The sequence below is a fragment of the Burkholderia sp. AU33803 genome, from assembly GCF_002223095.1.
Classification (GTDB): Bacteria; Pseudomonadota; Gammaproteobacteria; order Burkholderiales; family Burkholderiaceae; genus Burkholderia.
The window spans coordinates 1,030,515-1,055,494 of sequence record NZ_NKFJ01000004.1 but is presented as its reverse complement, the minus strand read 5'-3'; the positions used below and the strand labels follow the sequence as shown (position 1 = coordinate 1,055,494).

Sequence of the window (24,980 nt, the reverse complement as noted above, 5' to 3'; positions counted from 1 at the left end):
CTGCCGTCGCGCCCGGCCCTGTCAAGCGGACGGCTCGTCGATCGCGGGCAGCGACACCGTCACCGCGGTGCCGACACCCACCTCGCTGTCGACCGACACGCTGCCCCCATGGCGCGTGACGACCGTCTTCACGAATGCCATGCCGAGCCCGGAGCCCGAGATTTCGGGCCGCTCGCCGGCATGGAATCGCTTGAAACGCTCGAACAGATGCCGCTGATCTTCCGGCGCAATGCCGTATCCCTGATCGCGAATCGTACAGAACATCCGTTTCGACGCGTGCTCGACCGCCAGCGTACACGTGATCACGGTATCGGACGGACTGTATTTGACTGCGTTGTTCAGCAGGTTCACGAACGCGCGCGTGATCAGCGAGCGGTCCGCGCGCACCCAGCACATGTCGGTGCCGACGTCGGTGTCGACGCGAATGTGCTTCGCCTGCGCCTGCGGCCACACCTCGTCGCTCGCATCGATCAGCACGTCGACGAGGCTCGTCACCTCGAGCTGGTACACCTGCGACTCCGCGCGCGCCAGTTGCACGAACTCGTCGGCCAGCGACAGCGCGCGGTGCGCATAGCGCTCGATCCGCGCGAGCAGCCCGCGCATCGCGTCGGTCTCGGCGCGGTCGCGCTCGATCTCGACGAGCGCGAGAATCGACGACTGCGGCGAGCGCATGTCGTGCGACAGCAGGTGCAGCGCTTCCTCGCGCTGCCGCTCGGCCGCATGCAGTTCCGTCACGTCGACGAGGCCGGCGATCCAGCCCGTCACGCGGCCCTGCGCGTTCGTACACGCCGCGTAGCGTAGCAGATGGTCGAGCCCGTCACGATCGCGCACCTCGATGCCGCGCGCCATCGCGTCGTGCTCGGCCTCGAGCGTCGGGTCGAGCGCCGCCGGCCAGTGTTCGCGGATCGTCGCGTCGTGTTCGGCGTTGCCGTCGACGGTCTTCATGAAGGTCAGCTCGCCGAGCGCGGTGCGCAGCGGCCGCCCTTCCGGCAGCGGCAGCGACAGGCGCGACCCGTAGCGCTTGGCCGCGTGGTTCGCGATCAGCACCGTGCCGGCCAGGTCGGTCACGAAGATCGGCTCGGGCATGCTGTCGAGGCTGTCCCACACGAAGCGCTTCATGTCCTGCACGCGCTGCGCGGCTTGCGCCATCAGCGCCATCTGCCGCTCCAGCACGTCGCCGCCGACGCTGCGCGTGCGCGGCGCCTCGGGCAGCAGGTGCGGCTCGTCGGCGAGCCGCTGCAGCTCGCGGCGCAGGTACGACATCGTCATTTCCAGGCGCCGCCAGTTCCAGATCGGGTAGACGGCGATCAGCCCGAAGATCGCGGGCGCCGGCGACAGCCAGATGCGCGCCTCGAACAGCAGCGCCATGCTCGCGACGACGGCCAGCGCGGCCAGGCTCAGCGTGAGCAGCAGCGCGCGCCACGGCGACAGCATCAGGAAGCCGCCCACCAGCACGGCGAGCGGCAGCAGCGACGCGACGAACAGCCCGGCGCGCGACGCCGGCGAGATCGCACTGCCGGTCGCCAGCATGTCGAGCACGTTGGCATGGATATACACGCCGGCGAGCGGCCCGAACTCGCCGGACACGGGCGTGGCGAAGCGGTCGTACAGCCCCGACGCCGTCACGCCGACGACGACGATCTTGCCGCGCAGCGCGTCGGGCTTCACGCGCCCTTCGAGGACGTCGTCGAACGACAGTGTCGGATACGCGGGCGTGTTGCGGCTGAACGGGATCAGATAGCGGCCCTCGCCCGCCGCATCGCGCGACAGGTCGTGCGCATCCGCGCCGGGCACGCCGCCGACCGGGTGCAGCCGGCCGGCCTGGATCGCGCGGTAGACGGGCACCATCAGCTGCGGCCAGCGCACGCGGCCGTCGCTTTCGTACAGCGCCACGCTGCGTACGATGCCGTCGCGATCGACTTCGAGGTTGATGTGGCCGAGCCCGACCGCGCGCGCCGCGAGTGCGGCCACCGGCGGATCGACCGCGCGCGTGCCGTCCGCCTGCTCGGGACTCAGCAGCACGGGCAGGAAGGTCGGCACGTGGGTCATTGCGTCCGCGAACGCGCGATCTTCCGACGATGGTTCGGTAAACAGCACGTCGTAGACGACGGCGGCCGGCTGCGCGCGCGCCAGCGTGTCGAGCAACCGTGCATGCACGTCGCGCGGCCACGGCCAGCGGCCGAGCGCGGACACGCTCTGGTTGTCGATGTCGACGACGACCACGTCGGGTGACAGCGGCAGGCTGCGCAGCATCAGCAGCCGGTCGTAGATCAGGCCGTCGACGCTCGCCGACAGCCGGCCGAGCGTGCACGCGAGGATCACCGCGATCCCGAGGCAGCCGATCGCGATCCATTCGATCAGGAAGCGGCGGCCGAGGTGCCGCCGCGGAGAAACGGAATCGGGTTTCATGCGCCGCGGATCAGCGCGACAGCGTGAACGCGCTGACCGGACTAGTCTTCTCGTAGAACTTGCCGCCTTCGAACTCCTCGACGGTCACGGCCCAGAAATACTCACCCGGCGGCAGGTGCGCGACGGTGATCTGGCGCGTATGCAGGCCGACCTGGTCGACGACCGGCGCGCTCAGGTCCTTCGAGCGCGACAGCACGAACCGGTAGCGCGCGCCCTTGCCCGATCCGTTCGGCGACCAGCGGAACTCGTAGCCGCCGGCGCCGGGCGACGCGCTCGCGTCGAGCCCCATCACGCGGCGTTCGAACGCGTACGTCCGCGGCCGGCCCTCGAGGCCGTTCGCATCGATCGCGGCGATCCGCACGAAGTAGTTCCCGTTCGGCACGTCGCGGAAAACCGCGCGCGGCGAATCGGTGCGCGTTTCGCGGAACAGGTCGAGCAGCCCGGCGTCGTGCGCGAGTTGCACGCGGTACGCATGCGCGTCGGCGAGCGGCGCGACGTCGAAGGCGACCTCGGGCTCGTCCTGCACCTTGTCGGGATGCGCAAGCGCCGGCGCGGGCAGCAGCTCGACGGGCGCGCCGACCGCGCCGGACGATGTCGCGACGCTGCCGAAATTCGCATGCACGAGCGTCGGATCGGCGGGCTTCCGGCCGCCCGCGACGCCGACGGTGCCGTCGAGCACTTCGACGCGCGTCGACGCATTGCCGGCCGCGTCGTAGTTCACGCGAAAGTGCGTGCCGCGCACACCGGCCACGACCGACGGCGACCGGATCTGGAAGCGGTCGTCGCGTTTTTTCAGATGGGTGACTTCGCTGTCGACCGAGCCGCGCGTGAGTTCGAACTCACGATCGAGCGTGCCGGTCAGCACCGTGCGGCGCAGCGCCTTCAGGTTAAGCTGGCTGTCGGGCGGCAGGCTCATGTGCGTGCCGTCGGCGAGCTCGAGCGTCACGAAGCCGTTCGGGCCCGTGCGCACGCGATCGCCCTCGGCGAGCGTCGCGTCGTTCGCGAGCGGCACAAAAGCATCGCCGGACGCGCGTTCGGCCGTGCCCTGCACCGCGATGACGCGGGCGGTCAGCTTTTCCTTGCGCAGGCGCGCCACCGGCAGCTTCAGCGCGATGCCGGGCTGCAGGTGCTTCGGCGCGGGCACGCCGTTGATCTGTTGAAGCAGTTGCCAGTCGTCCGCGCCCTGCAGATAGCGCGCGGCGACGTCGTACAGCGTGTCGCCCGCCTGCGTGCGGTAGACGACCGTCTTGCCCGCCGCCGCCGCCGCGGGCGGCTGGGCGGCCGCATGCTGCGCGGCGAACGCAAACGCGACCGCGCAGGCTGCGCGCCGCGCGACCGTGCGCAGGTTCGCCGTGCGCTGCGTGATTCCCGTGGTCACTCCGGTTCTCCCTGCCCGACCCGTTCGAGCCGGTAGCCGTAGCCGTAGATCGGCGCGAGGCGATAGCCGTTTTCGGGCCGCAGGCCGAGCTTGGTGCGCAGCATCGAGATGTGCGTATCCATCGTGCGCGACGGGATGTCGGTCGCCTGCTTCCACACGAGATCGAGAATGTGCGCGCGCGACAGCGGCCGGTCGAGGTGCTGGAACAGCAGCAGCGCGAGTTCGAATTCCTTCTGCGTGAGGCTCACGGCCTTGTCGCCGACGTAGGCCTGCTTCAGGTTCACGTCGAAACGGAACTGATCGAATTCGCGAACGGTGGCCTCGGCGTTGACCGGATACGCGCGACGCAGCAGCGAGCCGATGCGCGCGCGCAGGATCGGGCCCGACACCGGCTTGACCACGTAATCGTCGGCACCGGCGTTGAGGATCTGCGTGATCCCCGCCTCGTCGTCACGGCTCGTCATGAAGATGATCGGCAGGCTGTGCTCGGTCTGATTGGCACGCACCCACTTCAACACCTCCTCGCCGGACATGTCGGGCACGTTCCAGTCGAGCACCAGCAGATCGAACGTCTCGCGCTGCAGACGCTTCTTCAGGGCCTTGCCTTCCTTGAACGCATAGCACGTATGGCCAACGGCCGTCAGCGTTTGACTGACGAAATCCGTCTGGGCCGGATCGTCATCCAGTACAGCAATTCTCATAGCACCCCGCAAATCGAAATCGATTCGTCCTGTTCAGCTCCCCGCCCCCACCCGGCCGCGCAGCACGTGCGCGGCTCCCGGATACCGGCCGGCGAGCCGTCGTTCGCCGCTCGCGCCAACTGCGCAAACCGGCGACCCCGGCAAAATATCTCAAAAACGGGGCACGGACGAACCGGCGATTTCATCATAGTAGTATGAAATTCGCCAATAAATTGCGCGGACTACCGTCTTTTCTTCGAATAATCCTTCCTGCCGCGCAATCGAGCGCCTAATCGGCGCCCGTGATGCCCGCCACCGGCTCGGCGACGTCGTCGGCCGGTACGCGATGCGACAGCGGCTCCGGACGCGCCGGTTGTACAAGCATCCGCTGCAACTGGCCGCGCACGCGCTCCCACGCGGCCGCCGCGTAGTCCGGCTGGCTCGCCGCCCACGCCTGCGCCAGATCGAACACGCGCTCGATCGTCGCACCGCAATAGGTCAGGCCCGAGCCGTCGTCCTGCGCGGCATCGCGCAGCCGTTCGTCGAGCCACTCGGCCAGCCACGGCATCTCGGCCGCGGCGGAATCCGCGTAGGCCTCCAGCGCGGCACGCGCGTGGCGATCCTGTTGCGGGTCGAGCTCGATACGGCTCAGTCCCGATACGCTGCGTTCCGCTCCGGACGGACTTCGAATGGTCCCTGGTCTGAAGGACATGTCCTCTCCCCGTTGTACGACGGTAACGTCAGGCATGGCCCCCGTGCCCGCCGTACGACGTACCGTGGCCGGCGCATCCGCTGGGAGCGGACGACCGGCCGGGTCAGTATACGCAGCCGATCACGCAGCGAGGTTTAAGAATTGTCAGAAAAGTGTGGCGGCGACGCGCGGCCGGCGCCAGGCGCTGCCGGCGGCGTGATGCGGGCCGTCAGCGGCGGCGCATCAGGAACACGAAGGTCTTGTCCTGCGTCGTCGATTCGACGATCTCGTTGCCCGTCTGCTTCGCGAACGCGGCGAAATCGCGCTGCGAGCCGGGATCGGTCGCGAGCACCTTGAGGATTTGCCCGCTTTCCATATCGGCGAGCGCTTTCTTGGCACGCAGGATCGGCAACGGGCAATTGAGCCCGCGCGCGTCCACTTCCTTGTGAATCTGCATCGGCTGTCGACCTTCGAATGACGCGCCGTTCAAGGCGCGGAGAGAAGGCGTGATTTTACCGCAGCGCCGTCGTGCCTGCCCGCGCTGCCGGCAGCCCGACGCCCGCGGACACCGGTTCAAGTGCCCGAGAAGCCGCCCGCGAGCCGTTCGCGCAGGTGCCGCACGAGCGCGCGCACCGCGCTCGGCACGACCGGGCTGTACGGACGGATCGCGAAGATGTGGTCGCCGAACGCGCCCGACGGCCGCCAGCCATCGAGCAGCGCGACCAGCCGGCCGGCGTCGAGATCGCGCTGCGCGCTGAAATCCGGCAGCAGCGCGATGCCGAGCCCGCCGAGCGCCGCCTCGCGCATCGCCTCGCTATTGTTCGCCGCGAAGCTGCCGCGCACCGGCACGCTCACGCGCTCGCGCCGCCGGCCGTGCGGCTCGAAGCTCCAGGCGGCCGGCTCGTTGTCGCGCAGGTAGCACAGGCAGCTGTGCTCGACGAGCTCGCTCGGGTGCCGCGGCGCGCCGCGCGCGTCGAGATAGTCGCGGCTCGCGACGAGCAGCGAGCGCGTGTCGCACAGTTTCCACGCAACGTGGGTCTGCGGCGCGGTGGTCGTATGGCGGATCGCGAGATCGAAACCCTCCTGCGTCAGCGAATGCAGCCGGTCCGACAGGTCGAGCTCGATCTGCACGCCCGGATGCTGCCGCAGGAAATCGGGCAGGTGCGGCACGACCTGCTGGCGCCCGAGCGCAACCGGCACTGTCAGGCGCAGCAGGCCGCGCGGCTCGCCGGCCAGGTCCTTCACGCGCGCGAAGTGCTGCCCGATCGACTCGAACGCGTCGCGCGTGCTGTCGACGAGCGTCTGGCCCGCGTCGGTGAGGCGCACGCTGCGCGTCGTGCGCCGCACGAGCGGCACGCCGGCCGCCTTTTCGAGATCGGCGATGCGCTGGCTCATCGCGGCCTTGCTGATGCCGAGCCGTTGCGCGGCGGCCGTGAAACTGCCGGCCGCGGCCAGTACCGTCAGCGAATGGATATGCGGCCAGAGCGCCTGGACATTTTGCTGATTCATGCGGTGATTATTCAGAATTCTGAACAGTGAATCAAGCTGCGCGGCCTTCTCCCGCCCTGCCCGTTTGCCTAGACTGGGCGCTGTCCACCCTCACCCGAGATCCCCCAGGAGACACGATGAATCCGGTTCCCGCGTACACCTCCGACGCCGACGTCGGCCACTATGTCGACGGCGCGCCCGTCGCCGGCCGCAGCGGCCGCTTCCAGGACGTCCTCAACCCGGCGCTCGGCCGCGCGGTGCGCCGCGTGGCGCTCGCCGACGACAGCGAAGTGCAGCAGGCCGTCGCGTCGGCCCACGCCGCGTTCCCGGCCTGGGCCGCGACGCCGCCGATCCGCCGCGCGCGCGTGCTGCACCGCTTCCTGCAGCTGATGAACGAGCACCGCGACGCCCTCGCGGCGATCATCACGGCCGAGCACGGCAAGGTGTTCTCCGATGCGCAGGGCGAAGTCGCGCGCGGCATCGACATCATCGAATTCGCGTGCGGCGTGCCGCAGCTCCTGAAGGGCGACTTCACCGACCAGGTCAGCACCGGCATCGACAACTGGACGATGCGCCAGCCGCTCGGCGTCGTCGCGGGCATCACGCCGTTCAACTTCCCGTGCATGGTGCCGTGCTGGATGTTCCCGGTCGCGATCGCGACGGGCAACACGTTCGTGCTGAAGCCGAGCGAGCGCGACCCGTCGGCGGCCCTGTTCATCGCCGACCTGCTCACGCAGGCAGGTCTCCCGGCCGGCGTGTTCAACGTCGTGCAGGGCGACAAGGGCGCGGTCGACGCGCTGCTCGACCACCCCGACGTGCAGGCCGTCAGCTTCGTCGGCTCGACGCCGATCGCGGCCTACGTGCAGCAGCGTGCCGTGCAATCCGGCAAGCGCGTGCAGGCACTCGGCGGCGCGAAGAACCACCTCGTCGTGATGCCCGACGCGAACCTCGAGCAGGCCGTCGACGCGCTGATCGGCGCCGCGTACGGCTCGGCCGGCGAACGCTGCATGGCGATCAGCGTCGCGGTGCTGGTGGGCGACATCGCGGACCAGATCGTGCCGCTGGTGGCCGAACGCGCGCGCAAGCTGGTGATCGGCGACGGCATGTCGCCGGAAGTCGAGATGGGCCCGATCGTCACCGGCGACGCGCTGAAGCGCATCGAAGGCTATATCGAGCAAGGCGTGAACGAAGGCGCGCAGCTGGTGGTCGACGGCCGCGGGCTGCGTGTGCCGGGCCGCGAGGCCGGCTTCTTCACCGGCGGCACGCTGTTCGATCACGTGACGCCCGACATGCGCATCTACAAGGAAGAAATCTTCGGGCCGGTGCTCGGCTGCGTGCGCGTGAAGGACTTCGGCGAAGCGGTCGACCTGATCAACGCGCACGAATTCGGCAACGGTGTGTCGTGCTTCACGAGCGACGGCGGCATCGCGCGCGAGTTCGCGCGGCGCATTCAGGTCGGGATGGTCGGCATCAACGTGCCGATTCCGGTGCCGATGGCGTGGCATGGCTTCGGCGGCTGGAAGAAGAGCCTGTTCGGCGACATGCACGCGTACGGCGAGGAAGGCGTGCGCTTCTACACGCGCCAGAAGTCGGTGATGCAGCGCTGGTCGTCGAGCATCGGCAAGGGCGCCGAATTCGCGATGCCGACCGCGAAGTAACCGTCTGACGGCACGCCGCCCGCTGCGCCGTCGCGCGGGCGGTGCGCCGGCAACACCGGCAGGACGCGTCAGCCGGCCTGCGTGCCGTGCGCGCCGTCGGCGGTCGGCAGGTACGACAGTTCGAGCCGGTACGCGAGCGCGACGAACAGGCTCTGTGCAAGGCCCATCGTGGCCGTCAGCGCGCGGAAGCCGAACGTCGCGCTGTCCTGCACCATCAGCGTCACCTCGGCCTCACGTGCCAGCGGGCTCATCCGGCTGTCGGTGATCGCGATCAGCCGCGCGCCGCGCTGCACGGCCTGCTGCGCGACCTGCACGGTTTCCTCCGCATACGGCATGAACGAGATGACGATCATCACGTCACCCTCGCGCACCGAACGGATCTGCCCGAGATGCATGCTGCCGAGCGCGCTGAACAGCCCGATGCGCTTGTCGGTGTGCTGCAGCGCGTAGTCGAGATAGACGGCAATCGGAAACGCGCGCCGCGAGCCCGCGATCCAGATCGCCTGCGTCTCGGCGAGCAGGTCGACGGCCTGCGCGAGCGCCTGCGAATCGAGCGTCTGCCGCAGCTGCTGCATCCCGGCAATGCTGCCCTTGATGAATTCGTCGGCGATCTGCTCGGGCTGCAGGCTCGACGAGCCCGATTCGATCACGTCGCGCAGCCGCAGGTTGTACGCACGCCCCGGCGCGATCTGCTGCGCGAGCCCCTCGCGGAACAGCTTCTGCATCTCCGAGAATCCGGAAAAGCCGAAATGCTTCGCGAAGCGCACGACGGCCGACGGCTGGACGCCGCACGCTTCCGCGAGCGACTGGATACCCTCCAGGCCAAGCTGGTCCCGATGCGTTTCCACATGGCGCGCAATCACCTTCAGGCGATTGCTGAGGCCGTCGTATTCCTGCGTCAGGTGCTGCAGGAACTGCTCGACGGTGGCGGGAGGTTTCTCGGATGAACTCATCGGATAGCGCGAAGTTGACGGCCCCGATGTGCGCGCGATGTTGACGAACGCGGGCCGGGGCTCACCTGGATACATGCATGAAGGGCGAATTTAATCACGTTTGCGACGCGGCCCGCGCCGCGTGCTCGCTCCCACGCGCTCGATCATCACTTGCCTACGCTCCACGGCAACACTGGAAGCGATTGTCCAACGCGCTCGCGGCGGCGTAAAGATTAGGGCGTCTACCAAGGCCGGCCGTCGGTGCAAAGCCTTGCGCGACGGGCGCGCGGCGCACCGCCGGCCCGTCGCGCGCGGTTCGACCGGTTCAACGATAGTCGACCCACGCGCCGCCCGCATCGGCGGAGCGCACGCAGTTCTCGACCCAGCGCACGCCTTCCACGCCCGCATGGACGTCCGGATAGCGGATGTTCTTCAGTGCCGCGACGTCGCCGCGGTCGGCCGCATCCATCGCGAGCGCGAAGCGCGCATACAGGTTCGACCAGGCCTCGAACAGCCCTTCCGGATGCCCGGCGCCGATGCGATCCTCGCGCAATGCATGCGGATGCAGATAACCCATCCCGCGATCGAGCACCTGCGCGGGCTGCCCCTGCACTTCGTAGCGCAACTGGTTCGGATGCTCGTCCCACCACTCGACGCTCGCCTTCGAGCCGATCACGCGCACCTTCTGGCCGTGCATCGAGCCCGCATTCACCGCGCTCGACCACACGTAGCCGACCGCACCCGTGTCGTATTCCATGATCGTGAACGCGTTGTCTTCCAGCGGCGCGCGGCTCTTCACGAAGCTCTGCCGCGAACACATCAGGCGCCGGATCTTCAGCTCGGGCGCCATCACCTCGGAGATGTACAGCGGATGCGTGCCGATGTCGCCGAGCACGTAGCTCGGGCCCGCGAACTTCGGGTCGACGCGCCAGCGCGCGGCCGCGCTCGCGGCCTCGACACCGTCGCTGTGGAACCCGTGCGCGAACTGCATCTGCACGATGCGGATCTCGCCGAGATCGCCGCGCGCGATCATCTCGCGCGCCTGCTCGATCATCTGGTGTCCGGAATAACCGTACGCGACGCCGACGATCCGGTTCTTCTCGACCGACAGCCGCTCCAGCGCCTCGGCCTCCTCGGTCGTGAAGCACAGCGGCTTCTCGCAGACCACGTGCAGGCCCGCGTTCAGCGCGGCTCGGCAGATCTCGAAGTGCGTGTTGTTCGGCGTCGCGATCGACACCGCGCGGATGCCGTCCGGGCGGCGCGCCTCGGCGTCGAACATCGTCGCATAGTCGGGATAGCAGCGCTCGGCCGCGACGCCGAGCTTCACGCCGAACTGGCGGCCGCGTTCGGGATCGATGTCGAACGCGCCGGCGACCAGCTGGAAGCTGCCGTCGCGCAGCGCGGCCGACCGGTGGCTGTAGCCGATCTGGCTGCCGAGCCCGCCGCCGACCATGCCCCAGCGAATCGAATGTCCAAGCAGAATCTGTCCGTCAATCATGATGAGGGTGTTCCTGGTCCGTGTTCAGTTCAGGGAATGCGTGGTGTGCAGGATCATGCGAAACCGGCCGACGCGAGAAACGCGCGACTCGCGGCGACGTCGCGCAGGCTCGTGCCGGCATGGCGCGGGTCGCGCTCCTGCTCGATCGTGATATAGCCCGCATAACCGATGTCGATGAGCGCGCGGCGGATCGCTGGGTAGTCGAGCACGCCGGTGCCGATCGGGCACATCACGCCGCGCGCGCAGGCGGCGAAGAACGCGATGCGCTCGCCCATCACCGCGTCGTATACGGCCGCGTCGATGTCCTTGAAATGCACGTAGTCGAGGCGCGCCGCGTGGCGGCGCAGCCACGCCTGCGGGTCCATGCCCGAGTAGTACAGGTGGCCCGTGTCGAGACAGAGCCCGGCCGTGTCGGCGGGAATGTCGGCGACGATCCGGTCGATCTCGTCCGCGAACTCGATGTAGCCGCCCGCATGCGGATGGATCACCGTGCGCACGCCGAATTCGTCGCGTGCGATCGTCGCGATCTGCCGGATGTGCTCGACCATCGTCGACCAGCCTTCGTCCGACAGCCGTGGCGCGCGGTCGCGGTGGCCCGCCGCGTAGTCGCGTTCGTCGTGGCCCCAGTCCATCACGACGAGGTACGGGGCCGCGTAGCGCTGGCCGTCCTGCGTCGGCAGCTTCGGCAGACGCGAGATCAGCGCGCAGATCTCGCGCGTCTGGCGCAACAGGTTCGGCAGGTTCTCCGGCGACACCAGATCGTCGAAGATCGTGCCGGCGGTGATGCTCAGGCGCTGCCGCTCGAGCTCGGCACTCACCACGTCGAGTTCGAGCGGGATGTAGCCGTACGGCCCCAGCTCGATGCCCGAGTAGCCGGCCTCGGCCGCTTCGCCAAGCACCTGCCGCCACGGCGGCAGGTGCGGGTTCTTCACGTCGTCGACACCCCAGCAGCACGGTGCGCAACCCATCTTCATCGTCATGTCGGTCAGTCCGGCAAGTAGCGGCTGCGGTTCAGCCGCGATAGAACGCGGGGCGTTCGGCCATCGCGATCGGCTCGACCGCCCCGCTCTTTTGCGCGCGCACGCAGGCGTCGGCCGCGACCGCCGCCGCGTAGCCGTCCCAGGCCGACGGCCCGGTGAGCGCTTGCGCGCGCACGCCGTCGATGAACGCCTGCAGCTCGACGTCGTACGACGCGATGAAGCGCTCCTTCCAGTCGGTCATGATCTCGACCGACTGCCGCGCGGCATGCTTGAGCCCGACGGCCGGCGGATCGGGCAGCTTCGCGATGCCCTGCTCGCCGACCACCTCGCACTGGATGTCGTAGCCGTACTGGCAGTTCACGAAGATCTCGACGTCGATGCGCACGCCGCTCGCGGTTTCCAGCAGCACGATCTGCGGATCGGCGAGATGCGAGGACGCATGGCGCGTCTTCTTCGGATAGACGACCTGCGTGCTCACGTAGTCCTCGCCGAGCAGCCAGCGCAGCACGTCGAGTTCGTGGATCAGCGTGTCGGTGATCGCCATGTCGGTCGTGTAGCGCTCGCCGACCGACTGGTTGCGGTGCGCGCAATGCAGCATCAGCGGCGCGCCGATCTCGCCGCTGTCGATCACGCGCTTCAGCGCGCGATAGCCTTCGTCGTACGGCCGCATGAAGCCGACCTGCACGAGCCGCTTGCCGTGCGCGACCTCGGCTTCGACGATCCGCATGCAGCCTTCGGCCGTCACGGCGAGCGGCTTCTCGCAGAACACCGGCTTGCCATGCGCGATCGCGTCGAGCACGAACGCTTCGTGCGTCGGCCCCCACGACGTGACGAGCACGGCCTGCACGTCGGCGGCCGCGACCACCTCGTGGCCGTCGCCGTAGATCTCGGCGTCGAGCCCGTACTTCGTCACCGCGTCGCGCGCCTGCTGCGGATCGATGTCGTTGACGGCCACGACGCGCGCGCCGGACAGCGTGCGGGTCAGTCTGCGAATATGGTCCTGGCCGATCGCTCCGCAGCCGATCACGCCGATTTGCAAGGTCATCTAACAGTCTCCAGTCGTTCATTGGCGGTGCGGCACGCGCCGCACCGGTCAGTCATCCGTCAGCGCGCGGTGCGATCGAAATGACGATCGACGTAGCGCTGGATCGTGTCGCGCATGTAGCGCGACGATGCTTCCGCGCGGTCCTCCCACGCGAACACGCACGACGACATCACGCCGTCGAAGCCTGCCGCGCCGAGCGCGCGAAAGAACACGTCCCAGTCGATCTCGCCCTGCCCGATGTCGAGATGCTGGTGCACGCGGATCTGGTGCGAACCCGGCGGGTTCACGATGTAGCGCAGCTGGCTGCTCTTGCGATGGTCGAAGGTGTCGGCCACGCGCACGTGCGCGAGGATCGGCGCGGCCTGCGCGATCATCGCGGCCATGTCGTCGCCGTAGTAGAACGTGTGCGGCGCGATGTACGACAGCTTCAGCGACGGCGAGCCGAGGTTCGTGACGATGTCGATCGCCGGCTGCAGCTGCTCGATCCAGTCCTCCGGATGCGGCTCGACCGACAGCACGATGCGCTCGCGCTCGAGGATCGGCAGCAACTCGTCCATCGACCGGAACCACGCGGCTTCGCACAGCTCCTTCGGGTTCGCGCCCGGCCGTTCGCCGACCGAGCGCTCGGGCGATGCGCCGCGCCCGAACTCCGACACCATCAGCGCACACTCCATCTCGACCGCCACCTCGATCGCCTTCTTCCAGCAGCGCACCGCCCATTGCCGCTCGTCCTCGAACGGGCTCGCCCAGCGGTACATCGGCTGCAGCGACGCGAGGCCGACGCCGCTCGCGCGCATCGCCTGCCGGAACGCGGCCATCCGCTCGCGCGTGGCGCGGGGCATTACCCACCAGTCGAGAAAGTCGCTGCGCGGCGACAGCTCGATCTGGTCGTAGCCGAGCTCGGCCACCGCGTGCGGCAGGCGGTCGAGCGGCAGGTGGCGAATCATGTAGGGGTCCAGCGCGATCTTCATCGAATATCCTCGACGATGGCGGGTAGCGGGTGCCGGACGCGGGCGGCGGCACGTGCCGCCCTCGCCGGCGATGCACGAAGGGTTAGCGGCGCTTCTTCTTGTTGCGGTACTGGTCGGCGATCACGGCCGCGACGATGATCGCGCCCTTGACCATCTCCTGGTAATACGCGTCGATGCGGATGAACGTGAAGCCCGACGTCATCACGCCGAGGATCAGCACGCCGATCACGGTGCCCGTCACGCGGCCGAGGCCACCCGACAGCGACGTGCCGCCGATCACGACCGCTGCGATCGCATCGAGCTCGTACATCACGCCCATGCCCGACTGGCCCGAGATCGCGCGCGCGGCCGTCACGGTGCCGGCGATCCCGCTCAGGAGGCCCGCGATCGCATAGACGAAGATCAGGTGGCGCGTGACGTTGATGCCCGACACGACGGCCGCATGCCGGTTCGCGCCGATCGCATACGTGTACTTGCCGAAGCGCGTGTAGCGCAGCACGACGTGGAAGATCGCGGCGATCACGAGAAAGATGATCACCGGGTTGGCGCCTGCGCCGATGGCCGCGAACGAGTCGGTCAGCATCGACACCGGCATCCCGTTGGTGAACCACTTCGCGAAGCCGCGCGCCGCGACCATCGTGCCGAGCGTCGCGATGAACGGCGGGATGCCCGTCATCGCGATCAGCGAGCCGTTCAGCAGGCCGACCAGCAGCCCGACACACACGCCGGCCAGCACGGGCCAGATGATCGGCAGGTCGGTCAGGTGCGGAAACACCGCGCGCGGGAAGTCGGACACCTGCGCGAGACTGGCCGAGACGACCGCCGCGGCGGCCACGACCGAGCCCGACGACAGGTCGATCCCGCTGGTGATGATCACGAGGTTCACGCCGACCGCGATGATGCCGATCACGGCCATCTGCAGCACGATGATCTCGAGCCGCTCGGTGTTGAACAGGAAGCTCTGGCCGACGACGATCCAGCCGACGATCTCGAAGAACAGGCTGATGCCGACGAGCACGAGGAAGATGCTCAGCTCGGGCGGCCACTTCGTGTGCCGCGTCTTGAGGGTCATGGTCTGCGCATCCGCGACCGGGTTCAGGTTGCCCATTGCTTTGTCTCCAATCTTGGTTCGGCTCAGCGCGACGCGAGATCCATGATGCGGACCTGGTCGGCGTCCTTGCGATCGACGATGCCGGTCATGCGCCCTTCGTGCATCACCATCACGCGATCGCTCATTCCCAGCACTTCCGGCATCTCCGACGAGATCATCAGCACCGCGACGCCCTTGCCCGCGAGCGCGCTGACGAGCCGGTGGATCTCGGCCTTCGCGCCGACGTCGATGCCGCGCGTCGGTTCGTCGAGGATCAGGATGCGCGGCTGCGTGAGCAGCCAGCGGCCGATCAGCACCTTCTGCTGGTTGCCGCCCGACAGGTTCTGGATTTCCTCGTGCAGCCCGGGCGACTTCACGCGCAGCATCCGGCTCATTGCCTCGCAGTCGCGCTTGAGCTGCGCCTGCCGCACGAAATTGAACTTCACGTAGCGGTTGCTGAGCACCGCCGCTTCCATGTTCGCGAGCAGGTCGAGATTCAGGAAGCAGCCGGTGTCCTTGCGGTCTTCGGTGAGGAAGGCCATCCCGTGCTTCATCGCCTGCGCGGGCGTCGTGATGCGCACCGGCTTGCCGTCGATGCGGATCTCGCCCGACGTGGCCGGCACGACGCCGAACAGCGCCTCCGCGACGTTCGAGCGCCCCGAGCCGACGAGGCCGGCCACGCCGAGAATCTCGCCCGCGCGCAGCTCGAAGCTCACGTCGCGGAACACGCCGTCGACGCCGAGGTTCTTCACCGACAGCACGACGTCGCCGATCGGCACTTCCTCCTTCGGGAACATCTGCGTGATCTCGCGCCCGACCATCATGCGGATGATGTCGTCGCGCGTGACGTCGCTCGATGCATGCGTGCCGATGTACTTGCCGTCGCGGAACACCGAGAACTCGTCGGCGATCTCGAACAGCTCGTTCATCTTGTGCGTGATGTAGACGATGCCCTTGCCCTGCTCGCGCAGCTGGCGAATGATCCGGAACAGGTGCGTGACTTCCTTGTCGGTCAGCGCGGAGGTCGGCTCGTCCATGATCAGCACGTCGGAGTCGAACGACACGGCCTTCGCGATCTCGACCATCTGGCGGCTCGCGACCGTCAGCGTGCGCACGTCGGTTTCCGGGTCGATGTCGATCGACAGCCGCTCGAACAGCGCGGCCGTCTGGCGGCGCAGCGCGGCGTGATCGATCAGGCCGAAACGGTTCGTCGGTTCGCGGCGGATCCAGATGTTCTCCGCGACCGTCATGTACGGCATCAGGTTGAGTTCCTGGTGGATCATCGCGATGCCGCGGTCGAGCGCATCGAGCGGGCCGTTGAGCACGACCGGCTCGCCGTTGATCAGGATCTCGCCCTGGTCGGGCGTGTAGACGCCCGCGATGATCTTCATCAGCGTCGACTTGCCCGCGCCGTTCTCGCCCATCAGCGCATGGACGGTGCCGCGCCGCACGCGGAACTGCACGCCGTCGAGCGCGACGACGCCCGGAAAGGACTTGCCGACGCCGCGCACCTCGAGCACGCAGTCGGCCGCGGAAGAAGCCGGCGGGGCCGACACGCCGGTCGAGCCGGACGAAGCGGCCCGCGCATCGTCGCCGGCCATCGGGCGCGCGACTCTGGCTGTAAACATGGACGTTCCTCGACAAGTCGTGCGCGAACCCGGTCGTGCCGGGCCCGCGCCATTCAACGGATCACCGGTCAGTGCTTCGCGTACTGGTTCATGTTCTCGGGCGTCACGAGCTCGAACGGCACGTTCACGTAGCGGTCGACGGGCTGTTTCTTCGCGAGCTTGAGCGCGGCCGCGACGGCCTGCTGCCCCTGCCCGGATGCGTTCTGGTACACCGACACCTTCAGCTCGCCGCTCTTCATCGATGCGAGGCCGTCCGGCGTCGCGTCGATGCCGGCGACGATCGTCTTCGGCGTCCACTTGCGCGCGGCCTTCAGCGCGTTGATCGCGCCGATCGCCATCTCGTCGTTGTTGGAGATGATCGCGTCGTACTTCGTGCCGGAGCTCAGCCAGTTCATCGTGATGTCCTGGCCTTGCGTGCGGCTCCACTTGCCCTCGCGCTTGTCGACGATCTTCATGCCCGAGCAATCCTTCGTCGCGATCACATCCTCGATGTCCTTGGTGCGGGCACGCGCCGACTCGTTGGACAGCTCGCCCATCAGCACGAGGAGATCGCCCTTGCCGCCGAGCAGCTTGCACACCTGGCGCGCCTGCAGCGTGCCCGACTGCTTCTCGTCGGACGCGACGACCGCGACGCCCGTCGGCAGCTTGTCGAAATCGACCGGCTTGCGGTTCACGTACACGAGCGGAATCTTCGCCGCCGTCACCATCTTGGTGATCTTCGGCGTCGCGTCGGTATCGACCGCGTTCACGATGATCGCGTCGACCTTCTGCGCGATCATGTTCTGGACCTGGCTCAACTGCTTGCCGACGTCGTTGCCGCCGTCCTCGATCTGCACCGTCGCGCCGTCCTTCTTCGCTGCGTCGGAAATGCTGTTGCGCAGGATGGTCAGGAACGTGTCGTCGAACGACGCCATCGTCACGCCGATCTTCTCGGCATGCGCGAGCGGCGCAGCCAGGATCGCGGCGGCCGCGACGGCCATCAGCTTGGTCTTCATGATCAATCTGTCTCCTCATCTCCGGGGGGCGGAAGACGGCGCGTTGCGCGCCGCCGGGCCGAGTCCGATCGAATCCGATACGGACTGAAGCATCCGGATGAAACTGTAGATCACTTCGTCGAAAATTTGGAAATTTATTTCTACGTGATTTCACCTAGGGAACTGGATTTCCAAAAAGTCTAGACTCCGTTCCGTAGCCCGATTCCTTGCGGCAGGCAGTCCCGCGTCGTGCCCCACACGGTGCGCAGCGTCGCCGGAGGTTCGGTCCCCTAATCCGCCGGCATCGCCGAACGCCGGCCGCGAGCGTGATACGTGATATGAGCCTGCTGACCTTTCCGAGTGACCGCCCCATCGATCTCGCCTGCCTCGGCCGCGTGGCCGTGGATCTCTATGCGCAGCAGTACGGCAGCCGCCTGGAAGATGCGCGCAGTTTCCAGATGTATCTCGGCGGCTCGTCCGGCAACGTCGCGTTCGGCGTGGCCCGGCTCGGGCTGAAGACCGCGATGATCTCGCGCGTCGGCGACGAGCAGATGGGCCGCTTCCTGCGCGAGACGCTCGAGCGCGAAGGCTGCGACACGAGCCAGCTGCAGACCGACCGCGAACGCCTCACCGCGCTGGTGCTGCTCGGGCTGAAGGACCGCGACACGTTCCCGCTGCTGTTCGTGCGCGAGAACTGCGCGGACATGGCCGTGCGCGCCGACGAGATCAGCGAGGACTTCATCGCCGGCTGCCGCGCGCTCGCGATCACCGGCACGCACCTGTCGACGCCGGGCACGCGCGAGGCGTCGCTGACCGCGCTCGGTTACGCGCGCCGCCATGGCGTCGTGCGGATACTCGACATCGACTACCGGCCGGTGCTGTGGGGGCTGACCGCGCGCGGCGCGGGCGAAAACCGCTACGTGCCGGACGCGCAGGTGACGCGGCAATTGCAGCAGGTGCTCGGCGAATTCGACCTGCTGGTCGGCACCGAAGAGGAATTCCTGATCGCCGGCGGCGTGCCGCACGACGTGATCTGCTCGTTGCAGGCGGTGCGCAAGATCACGAACGCGACGCTGGTCGTCAAGCGCGGCGCACTCGGCTGCTGCGTGATCGAAGGCGACATTCCCGAGCGCATCGGCGATGCGCCGACCTATCTCGGCGAACGCGTCGAGGTGCTCAACGTGCTCGGCGCGGGCGACGCATTCCTGTCGGGCCTGCTGTCGGGGCTGCTGCGCGGGCGCGACTGGGCCGAGTCGACGCGCATCGCGAACGCGTGCGGCGCGATCGTCGTGTCGCGCCACGCGTGCTCCGCCGCGATGCCGACGCCGGCCGAGCTGGCCCACTGGTTCGACGGCAGCCGCAATCCGGTGGTCGACGCCGACCACACGCTCGCGCACCTGCATCGCGTGACGGTGCCGCGCCGCGAATGGGACGACCTGTGCGTGATGGCGTTCGACCATCGCAGCCAGTTCTACGAACTCGCGGTGCAGGCCGGAGCGGACGAAGCGCGGATCAAGACCTTGAAGCGCCTGCTCGTGCGCGCCGTCGAACAGGTCGAGCGCGATCGCCAGATCGCAGGCCACGTGGGCGTGCTGATCGACGGCGGCGGCTACGGCAGCGACGCGCTGGCGTCGGCGACCGGACGCGGCTGGTGGGTCGGCCGCCCGGTCGAGCTGCCCGGCTCGCGGCCGCTGCGCTTCGACGAAACGCGCTCGGTCGGCTCGTCGCTCACGCACTGGCCGACCGAACAGGTCGTGAAGTGCCTCGTGCACTATCACCCGGACGACCCGGTCGACCTGCGCGTCGAACAGGAGCAGCGCGTGCTGGAACTGTGGGAAGCCACGCGCGCCAGCGGCAACGAGCTGCTGCTGGAAATGATTCCGCCGCGCGCGGTCACGCCGGCCGGCACCGAGGACGACGCGGTGCTGCGCACGATCGCGCGCTTCTACAACCTCGGCGTGAAGCCCGAATGGTGGAAGCTCACGCCGCTCTCCGCCGACGGCTGGACGCGGCTCGCCGCATTGATCGCCGAGCGCGACCCGTATTGCCGCGGCGCGGTGATCCTCGGGCTGAACCAGCCGCTGCAATACCTCGTCGACAGCTTCCGCTCGGCGACCAACCCGATCGTCAAGGGCTTCATGGTCGGGCGCACGCTGTGGGCCGACGCATCGCTGAACTGGTTCGCCGGCCGGATCGACGACCAGGCGCTGATCGACGAAGTCGCCGGCAACTTCGCGCAACTGGTCGATGCGTGGCTCGGCCGTCGTGCCGCGGCTGCCCGCGCCGCCGCGGCCTGACGCGATGCCTGCGATGCCCCTTTCCTCTTCACCGACCGACATGACCTCTACCGTGAGACTGACCGTCAGCCAGGCGCTCGTGCGCTACCTGGCCGCCCTGCGCGCCGAAGTCGTCCAGCCCGACGGCCGCACCGAGATCCTGCCGTACTGCGGCGGCGTGTTCGCGATCTTCGGCCACGGCAACGTGGCCGGGCTCGGCGAGGCGCTGCACGCGGAAAAAGACCGCCTGCCGACCTTCCGCGCGCACAACGAGCAAGGGATGGCCAATGCGGCCATCGCGTTCGCGAAAGCGAACTTCCGCCAGCGGATGATGGCCGCGACGTCGAGCATCGGCCCCGGCGCGACCAACATGCTGACGTCGGCCGCGCTCGCGCACGTCGGCCGGCTGCCGCTGCTGCTGCTGCCCGGCGACGTGTTCGTGTCGCGGCTGCCCGACCCCGTGCTGCAGCAGGTCGAGGATTTCGAACAGGGCGACGTCAGCGCGAACGACTGCTTCCGGCCGGTGACGCGCTACTTCGACCGCATCACGTCGCCCGAGCAGCTGCTCGTCGCGCTGCCGCGCGCGATCCAGGTGATGACCGATCCCGCGCAGTGCGGCCCGGTGTGCCTCGCGTTGCCACAGGACGTACAGACCTTCGCATACGACTGGCCCGAGGACTTCTTCGCACCGCCGGTGATCCGGATGCGCCGGCCGCCGGCCGACGCGCTCGAACTCGCCGATGCGCTCGACGTGCTGAAGGCCGCGAAGAAGCCGCTGATCGTCGCGGGCGGCGGCGTGCTGTACAGCCAGGCGTGGGATGCGCTGCGCGCGTTCGCCGATACGCATGGCGTGCCGGTCGCCGAATCGCAGGCCGGCAAGGGCAGCCTCGCATGGGACCATCCGCTGAATCTCGGGTCGATCGGCGTGACGGGCTCGCCGGCCGCGAATCGCGCGGCCGCGCAGGCCGACGTGGTGTTCGCGGTCGGCACGCGGCTGCAGGACTTCACGACCGGCTCGCATGCGCTCTACGGCCATGCGACGCTCTTGAGCCTGAACGTGCAGCCGTTCGACGCAGGCAAGAAACGCGGCCGTCAACTGGTGGCCGATGCGCGCACGGGCCTCGGCCAGCTGTCGGCCGCGCTGGCCGGCTGGCAAGCCGATCCGGCGTGGACCGCCAGCAACCGCGACCAGGCCGCCGCCTGGAGCGCGCGCGTGACCGAGCTCACGACCCGCATTCCGAAGGACACGCTGCCGTACGACGCGGAAGTGATCGGTGCCGTGCGCGACTCCGCAGCGGACGCGGGCCGCGACAGCGCACGTGATGACCTCGTCGTGTGCGCGGCCGGCACGCTGCCGGCCGAGCTGCACAAGCTGTGGCGCAGCGGCGCGCCGGGCAACTACCACATGGACTACGCGTACTCGTGCATGGGCTACGAGGTCGCGGGCGGCCTCGGCGCGAAACTCGCGCGGCCCGAACGCGAAGTGATCGTGATCGTCGGCGACGGCTCGTACATGATGCTCAACGCGGAACTCGCGACGTCGGTGATGCTCGGCCGCAAGCTCATCGTCGTGATCCTCGACAACCGCGGCTACGGCTGCATCGAGCGGCTGCAACTGAATTGCGGCGGCGCGAGCTTCAACAACATGCTCGACGACTGCGTGCCGGAGGGCGGCGAGCGCTCGACGATCGACTTCGCGATGCATGCGCGCGCGATGGGCGCCGAAGCCGTGCACGTGCGCGACATCGGCGAGCTGCGCAGCGAGATGAAACGCGCCCGCGCGGCGACGAAGAGCCAGGTGCTCGTGATCGACACCACGCACCGCCGCACGACCGACGACGGCGGCGCATGGTGGGAAGTCGCGGTGCCGCAAGTATCCGAACGCGCCGGCGTCGATGCAGCGCACCGCGCGTATCTCGATGCGAAAACCCGGCAGCGACGCTGATCGCGCGCACTGCCCACCCTCCCCGCGAAAAACACATTCGAACCAAGGAAGCACGTCATGAGCTGGAACGTCCGCATCGGTATCAATCCCCTGTCGTGGATGAACGACGACCTGCCGTCGCTCGGCGGCGAGACGCCGCTCGAAACGGCGCTGAAGGAAGGCGCCGAAATCGGCTATGCGGGCTTCGAGCTCGGCAACAAGTTTCCGAAGACCGGCCCCGAGCTGAAGGCGAAGCTCGCCGAGTTCGGGCTCGTGTGCGTGTCGGGCTGGTATTCGGGCTTCCTCGCCGAGGTCGAGCCGGGCATGAGCGACGACGATGCGGTCGCCGCCGAGATCGAGCGCTGCCGCGCGCACCTGACGAAGCTGCAGGTCAACGACGTGAAGGTCGTCGTGTACGGCGAATGCGCGGGCACGATCCAGGGCAACATCGACATGCCGGTCGCGAAGCGGCCGCGCTTCGTCGACGACGCAGCCTGGCGGCGCTATGCGGCGCGCCTCGACGCGTTCGGCGCGCACCTGCTCGACACGTACGGCATCAAGCTTGCCTACCATCACCACATGGGCGCGTACGTCGAGTCGCCCGACGACGTCGACCGGCTGATGGCGCTGACCGACCCGTCGAAAGTGTTCCTGCTGTTCGACACCGGCCACGCGTATTTCGGCGGCGCGGCCGACCCGGTCACGCTGCTGAAGAAGCATGTGTCGCGCGTGGTCCACGTGCATTGCAAGGACGTGCGGCCGCAGGTCGTCACGCAGGCGCGCAACGACGGCTGGAGCTTCCTGAACGGCGTGATCAACGGCACCTTCACCGTGCCGGGTGACGGCGCGCTCGACTACGAGGCGACGCTCCGTACGCTGAAGGACGCCGGCTACGAAGGCTGGCTCGTCGTCGAGGCCGAGCAGGATCCGGCCGTCGCGCCGAGCTATGCGTATGCGAAGAAGGGTTACGAATCGCTGCGCGCGATCGTCGACCGGTTGAGCGCGTGAACACATGAACGCGTGAACGCATGAGCCCTACCCTGTTGCGGAGCCCCACCCCATGACGATTTCTCCCCTGCTGATCAAGGCCTCGGCCGACCGCGAGATCTGCAACGTCACGCCCGAGTCGGCCGGCTGGAAACACGTCGGCTTCCGTGCGCTGCGCCTGAAGGCCGGCGACACCGAGACGCTCGACACCGGCGCGCGCGAACTGTGCGTCGTCGTGCTCACCGGCACGGTGCGTGCGGATGTCGACGGTAAAACCTACGATGCGCTCGGCAAGCGCGACAGCGTCTTCGAGGACGTGTCGCCGGACGCGCTGTACGTGCCGGGCGGCAAGACGGTCACGCTGGTCGCGACGCGCGATGCGGAAATCGCGCTGTGCACCGCGCCGTACGCGAGCGGCGACAAGCCCGTGCAACGCCTCGACGGCGAGCGGATGCGCCGCTCGGTACGCGGGCAAGGCACCAACACGCGGTACGTGTGCGACATCCTGATGGGCGACAACCCGGCGGCCGACCGGCTGCTCGTGGTCGAGGTCGTCACGCCGGCCAGCCATTCGAGCAGCTATCCGCCGCACAAGCACGACCGCGACGCGGCGCCGGAAGAAACGTCGCTCGAGGAAACCTATTACCACCGGATCGATCCGCCGCAAGGCTTCGCGTTCCAGCGCGTGTACACGGACGACCGCAGCCTCGACGAAGCGTGCGCGGTCGAGGACCACGACGTCGTGATGGTGCCGCGCGGCTACCATCCGGTGGTCGCGCCGCACGGCTACAACCTGTACTACCTGAACGTGATGGCCGGGCCGAACCGCGCGTGGGCGTTCAAGAACGATCCCGCGCACGAGTGGATGCTCGACGCCCCGAAGCGCTGATGGAAAGACGGGCCCGCGCGCGGCCCGCGACGATGCGACGCCCGGCGCGCGTGCCCAGCGCCGGCGACGCCACGGAGCCGCCATGGTGACGACCCTCTTTCGCCTCGACCCCCATCCTTTCGACGACGACGCGTCGAACCCGGCGCTGCCGCGCTTCGACGCGGCCGTTGCGCGCCGGATGGGGGAAATCGCCGTCAATCTTGCGTCGCGCCGCGGGCTGCCGATCGCGGTGAGCATCGTCGGCGAGCAGGCGCCGCTGTTCTACTGCGCGCTCGACGGCAGCGATGCCGATGACAGCGACGCGATCCGCCGGCGGCAGAACACGGTGTTGCGCTTCGGCCTGAGTTCGCTCGCGGTCGGCGAGCGGTTTCGCCGCGCCGGCTGGTCGCTGCAGTCGCAGGGGCTGTCGGATGACGACTATGCGCTCGACGGCGGCGGCGTGCCGCTGCGGATTGCCGGGGCCGGCATCGTCGGTGCGATGACGATCGCGGGGCTCGACTCCGAGCACAATCACGCGCTCGTCGTCGAGAGCCTGCAGTGGCACGTCGGCCGTTACGCGCTCGCGAGGCACGCGTAACGAAACGGGCAGCACGACCGGCGCACGCGCGCCGCTGCACCGCCGTTGCCGGATCAGTTCAACCCGCCGCTCACGACGAGGTGCTCGCCGGTCATCCAGCGTGCATCGTCCGATGCGAGGAACACGGCGACCGACGCGATGTCGTCCGGCTCGCCGAGGCGGCCGAGCGGCGTCTGGCCAAGCACCTGCGCTTCGAGATCGGAACCGATGATGCCCGCGCTGTGCGTGCCTTCGGTCACGACCATTCCCGGGTTGATCGCGTTCACGCGGATCTTGCGCGGCGCGAGTTCGAGTGCGAGCACGCCGGTGATCGCGTCGACCGCGCCCTTGGTGCCGCTATACACGGCGCTCGCGGGCGGCGTGATGCTGGTCACCACCGAGCTGATGTTGATGATGCTCGCGCCTTCGCCGAGATGCTTGACCGCGGCCTGCGTGGTCAGCAGCACGCCGAACACGTTCGTGTCGAACTGACGGCGGTAGTGCTCTTCGGTGATCGCTTCGATCGGTGCGAATTCGTATACGCCGGAATTGTTGACGAGCACGTCCAGACGCCCGTACGTGTCGATCGCCGTATCGACGATGCGTTGCGCGTCGGCTGCCTTCGACACGTCGCCGCCAACCGCGACCGCGCGGCCGCCGGCTTCGACGATCGCGCTCACCACCGCATCGGCGCCCGCCTTGCTGCTTGCGTAGTTGACGACCACCGACGCGCCTTCCGCGGCCAGTGCCTTCGCGATCGCCGCGCCGATGCCCTTCGATCCGCCCGTGACGATCGCGACCTTGTTTGCCAGCTTGCTCATGATTTCATTCCTCAGTCAGAAGACTTTCGATGGAGGGTGCCGGCTGCCGCGTTGCCGCATCGATATGCAACCGGTATGACCGGCAATTTACGGTGCGGCATGACG

Annotated in this window: 21 protein-coding genes; 6 read left to right on the top strand and 15 right to left on the bottom strand. The window is 68.3% G+C overall.

What is annotated here, in order from left to right; genetic code table 11:
• Positions 1-21: 21 nt before the first annotated feature.
• The 6 genes from CFB41_RS07380 to CFB41_RS07355 all read right to left on the bottom strand — a co-directional run bounded on the left by CFB41_RS07380 (position 22) and on the right by CFB41_RS07355 (position 6,667).
• Positions 22-2,409, bottom strand: coding sequence for a CHASE2 domain-containing protein (locus CFB41_RS07380; protein ID WP_089456068.1), 2,388 nt, complete (start codon positions 2,407-2,409; stop codon positions 22-24).
• A gap of 10 nt (positions 2,410-2,419) precedes the next feature.
• The gene (locus CFB41_RS07375; RefSeq protein ID WP_089456067.1) at positions 2,420-3,787 is read right to left on the bottom strand and encodes a FecR domain-containing protein; all 1,368 of its coding nucleotides are present in this window, start codon (positions 3,785-3,787) and stop codon (positions 2,420-2,422) included.
• On the bottom strand, positions 3,784-4,488 hold the full coding sequence (locus CFB41_RS07370; protein WP_006490421.1) for a response regulator transcription factor: 705 nt from the start codon (positions 4,486-4,488) through the stop codon (positions 3,784-3,786). The genes CFB41_RS07375 and CFB41_RS07370 overlap by 4 nt, the downstream gene beginning before the upstream one ends.
• A 268-nt stretch (positions 4,489-4,756) precedes the next feature.
• On the bottom strand, positions 4,757-5,179 hold the full coding sequence (locus CFB41_RS07365; RefSeq protein WP_089456066.1) for a peptidase: 423 nt from the start codon (positions 5,177-5,179) through the stop codon (positions 4,757-4,759).
• 208 nt (positions 5,180-5,387) lie between these two features.
• Positions 5,388-5,615 carry a sulfurtransferase TusA family protein gene (locus CFB41_RS07360; protein ID WP_006402122.1) on the bottom strand — a complete coding sequence of 76 codons (228 nt, stop codon included), beginning with the start codon at positions 5,613-5,615 and terminating at the stop codon, positions 5,388-5,390.
• A 116-nt stretch (positions 5,616-5,731) separates the two neighbouring features.
• Complete coding sequence (locus CFB41_RS07355; RefSeq protein ID WP_089439849.1) at positions 5,732-6,667, bottom strand: LysR family transcriptional regulator; 936 nt, start codon at positions 6,665-6,667, stop codon at positions 5,732-5,734.
• A 116-nt stretch (positions 6,668-6,783) separates the two neighbouring features.
• Here CFB41_RS07355 and CFB41_RS07350 point away from each other — a divergent pair, with 116 nt between their 5' ends.
• The gene (locus tag CFB41_RS07350) at positions 6,784-8,304 is read left to right on the top strand and encodes a CoA-acylating methylmalonate-semialdehyde dehydrogenase (RefSeq protein WP_089456065.1); all 1,521 of its coding nucleotides are present in this window, start codon (positions 6,784-6,786) and stop codon (positions 8,302-8,304) included.
• Between the two features lie 68 nt (positions 8,305-8,372).
• On the opposite strand, the gene CFB41_RS07345 is transcribed toward CFB41_RS07350, so the two are convergent.
• The 8 genes from CFB41_RS07345 to CFB41_RS07310 form a co-directional block, all read right to left on the bottom strand.
• Positions 8,373-9,257, bottom strand: a complete 885-nt coding sequence (locus CFB41_RS07345; RefSeq protein ID WP_089439847.1) for a MurR/RpiR family transcriptional regulator — start codon at positions 9,255-9,257, stop codon at positions 8,373-8,375.
• A 304-nt stretch (positions 9,258-9,561) separates the two neighbouring features.
• Positions 9,562-10,734, bottom strand: a complete 1,173-nt coding sequence (locus CFB41_RS07340) for a Gfo/Idh/MocA family protein (protein ID WP_089456064.1) — start codon at positions 10,732-10,734, stop codon at positions 9,562-9,564.
• A 53-nt stretch (positions 10,735-10,787) separates the two neighbouring features.
• Positions 10,788-11,714 carry a TIM barrel protein gene (locus tag CFB41_RS07335; RefSeq protein ID WP_089456063.1) on the bottom strand — a complete coding sequence of 309 codons (927 nt, stop codon included), beginning with the start codon at positions 11,712-11,714 and terminating at the stop codon, positions 10,788-10,790.
• A gap of 31 nt (positions 11,715-11,745) precedes the next feature.
• Complete coding sequence (locus tag CFB41_RS07330; protein WP_089456062.1) at positions 11,746-12,759, bottom strand: Gfo/Idh/MocA family protein; 1,014 nt, start codon at positions 12,757-12,759, stop codon at positions 11,746-11,748.
• A gap of 59 nt (positions 12,760-12,818) precedes the next feature.
• Entirely contained in the window at positions 12,819-13,730 is a 912-nt protein-coding gene (locus tag CFB41_RS07325) for a sugar phosphate isomerase/epimerase family protein (RefSeq protein WP_089456061.1), read from the bottom strand.
• Positions 13,731-13,812: 82 nt separating this feature from the next.
• Complete coding sequence (locus CFB41_RS07320; protein ID WP_089456060.1) at positions 13,813-14,838, bottom strand: ABC transporter permease; 1,026 nt, start codon at positions 14,836-14,838, stop codon at positions 13,813-13,815.
• Between the two features lie 26 nt (positions 14,839-14,864).
• Positions 14,865-16,448, bottom strand: coding sequence for a sugar ABC transporter ATP-binding protein (locus CFB41_RS07315; protein WP_089456059.1), 1,584 nt, complete (start codon positions 16,446-16,448; stop codon positions 14,865-14,867).
• A 68-nt stretch (positions 16,449-16,516) separates the two neighbouring features.
• Positions 16,517-17,443 carry a sugar ABC transporter substrate-binding protein gene (locus CFB41_RS07310; protein WP_089439842.1) on the bottom strand — a complete coding sequence of 309 codons (927 nt, stop codon included), beginning with the start codon at positions 17,441-17,443 and terminating at the stop codon, positions 16,517-16,519.
• 317 nt (positions 17,444-17,760) lie between these two features.
• Here CFB41_RS07310 and iolC point away from each other — a divergent pair, with 317 nt between their 5' ends.
• From iolC to CFB41_RS07285, 5 genes are all read left to right on the top strand, one after another.
• Positions 17,761-19,719: a 5-dehydro-2-deoxygluconokinase gene (gene iolC, locus CFB41_RS07305; protein ID WP_089456058.1), complete on the top strand. Its 1,959-nt coding sequence runs from the start codon at positions 17,761-17,763 to the stop codon at positions 19,717-19,719.
• 40 nt (positions 19,720-19,759) lie between these two features.
• A complete protein-coding gene (gene iolD, locus CFB41_RS07300; RefSeq protein ID WP_089456584.1) occupies positions 19,760-21,643 on the top strand; it encodes a 3D-(3,5/4)-trihydroxycyclohexane-1,2-dione acylhydrolase (decyclizing) in 1,884 nt (627 codons plus the stop codon).
• Positions 21,644-21,700: 57 nt separating this feature from the next.
• Positions 21,701-22,630 carry a myo-inosose-2 dehydratase gene (gene iolE, locus CFB41_RS07295; protein WP_089456057.1) on the top strand — a complete coding sequence of 310 codons (930 nt, stop codon included), beginning with the start codon at positions 21,701-21,703 and terminating at the stop codon, positions 22,628-22,630.
• 52 nt (positions 22,631-22,682) lie between these two features.
• Positions 22,683-23,498 carry a 5-deoxy-glucuronate isomerase gene (gene iolB / locus CFB41_RS07290; RefSeq protein WP_089456056.1) on the top strand — a complete coding sequence of 272 codons (816 nt, stop codon included), beginning with the start codon at positions 22,683-22,685 and terminating at the stop codon, positions 23,496-23,498.
• 82 nt (positions 23,499-23,580) lie between these two features.
• Positions 23,581-24,075, top strand: a complete 495-nt coding sequence (locus CFB41_RS07285) for a heme-degrading domain-containing protein (protein WP_089456055.1) — start codon at positions 23,581-23,583, stop codon at positions 24,073-24,075.
• 53 nt (positions 24,076-24,128) lie between these two features.
• Here the strand turns inward: CFB41_RS07285 and CFB41_RS07280 are convergent, their stop codons facing one another.
• Complete coding sequence (locus CFB41_RS07280; RefSeq protein ID WP_089425159.1) at positions 24,129-24,875, bottom strand: SDR family NAD(P)-dependent oxidoreductase; 747 nt, start codon at positions 24,873-24,875, stop codon at positions 24,129-24,131.
• Positions 24,876-24,980 lie beyond the last annotated feature (105 nt).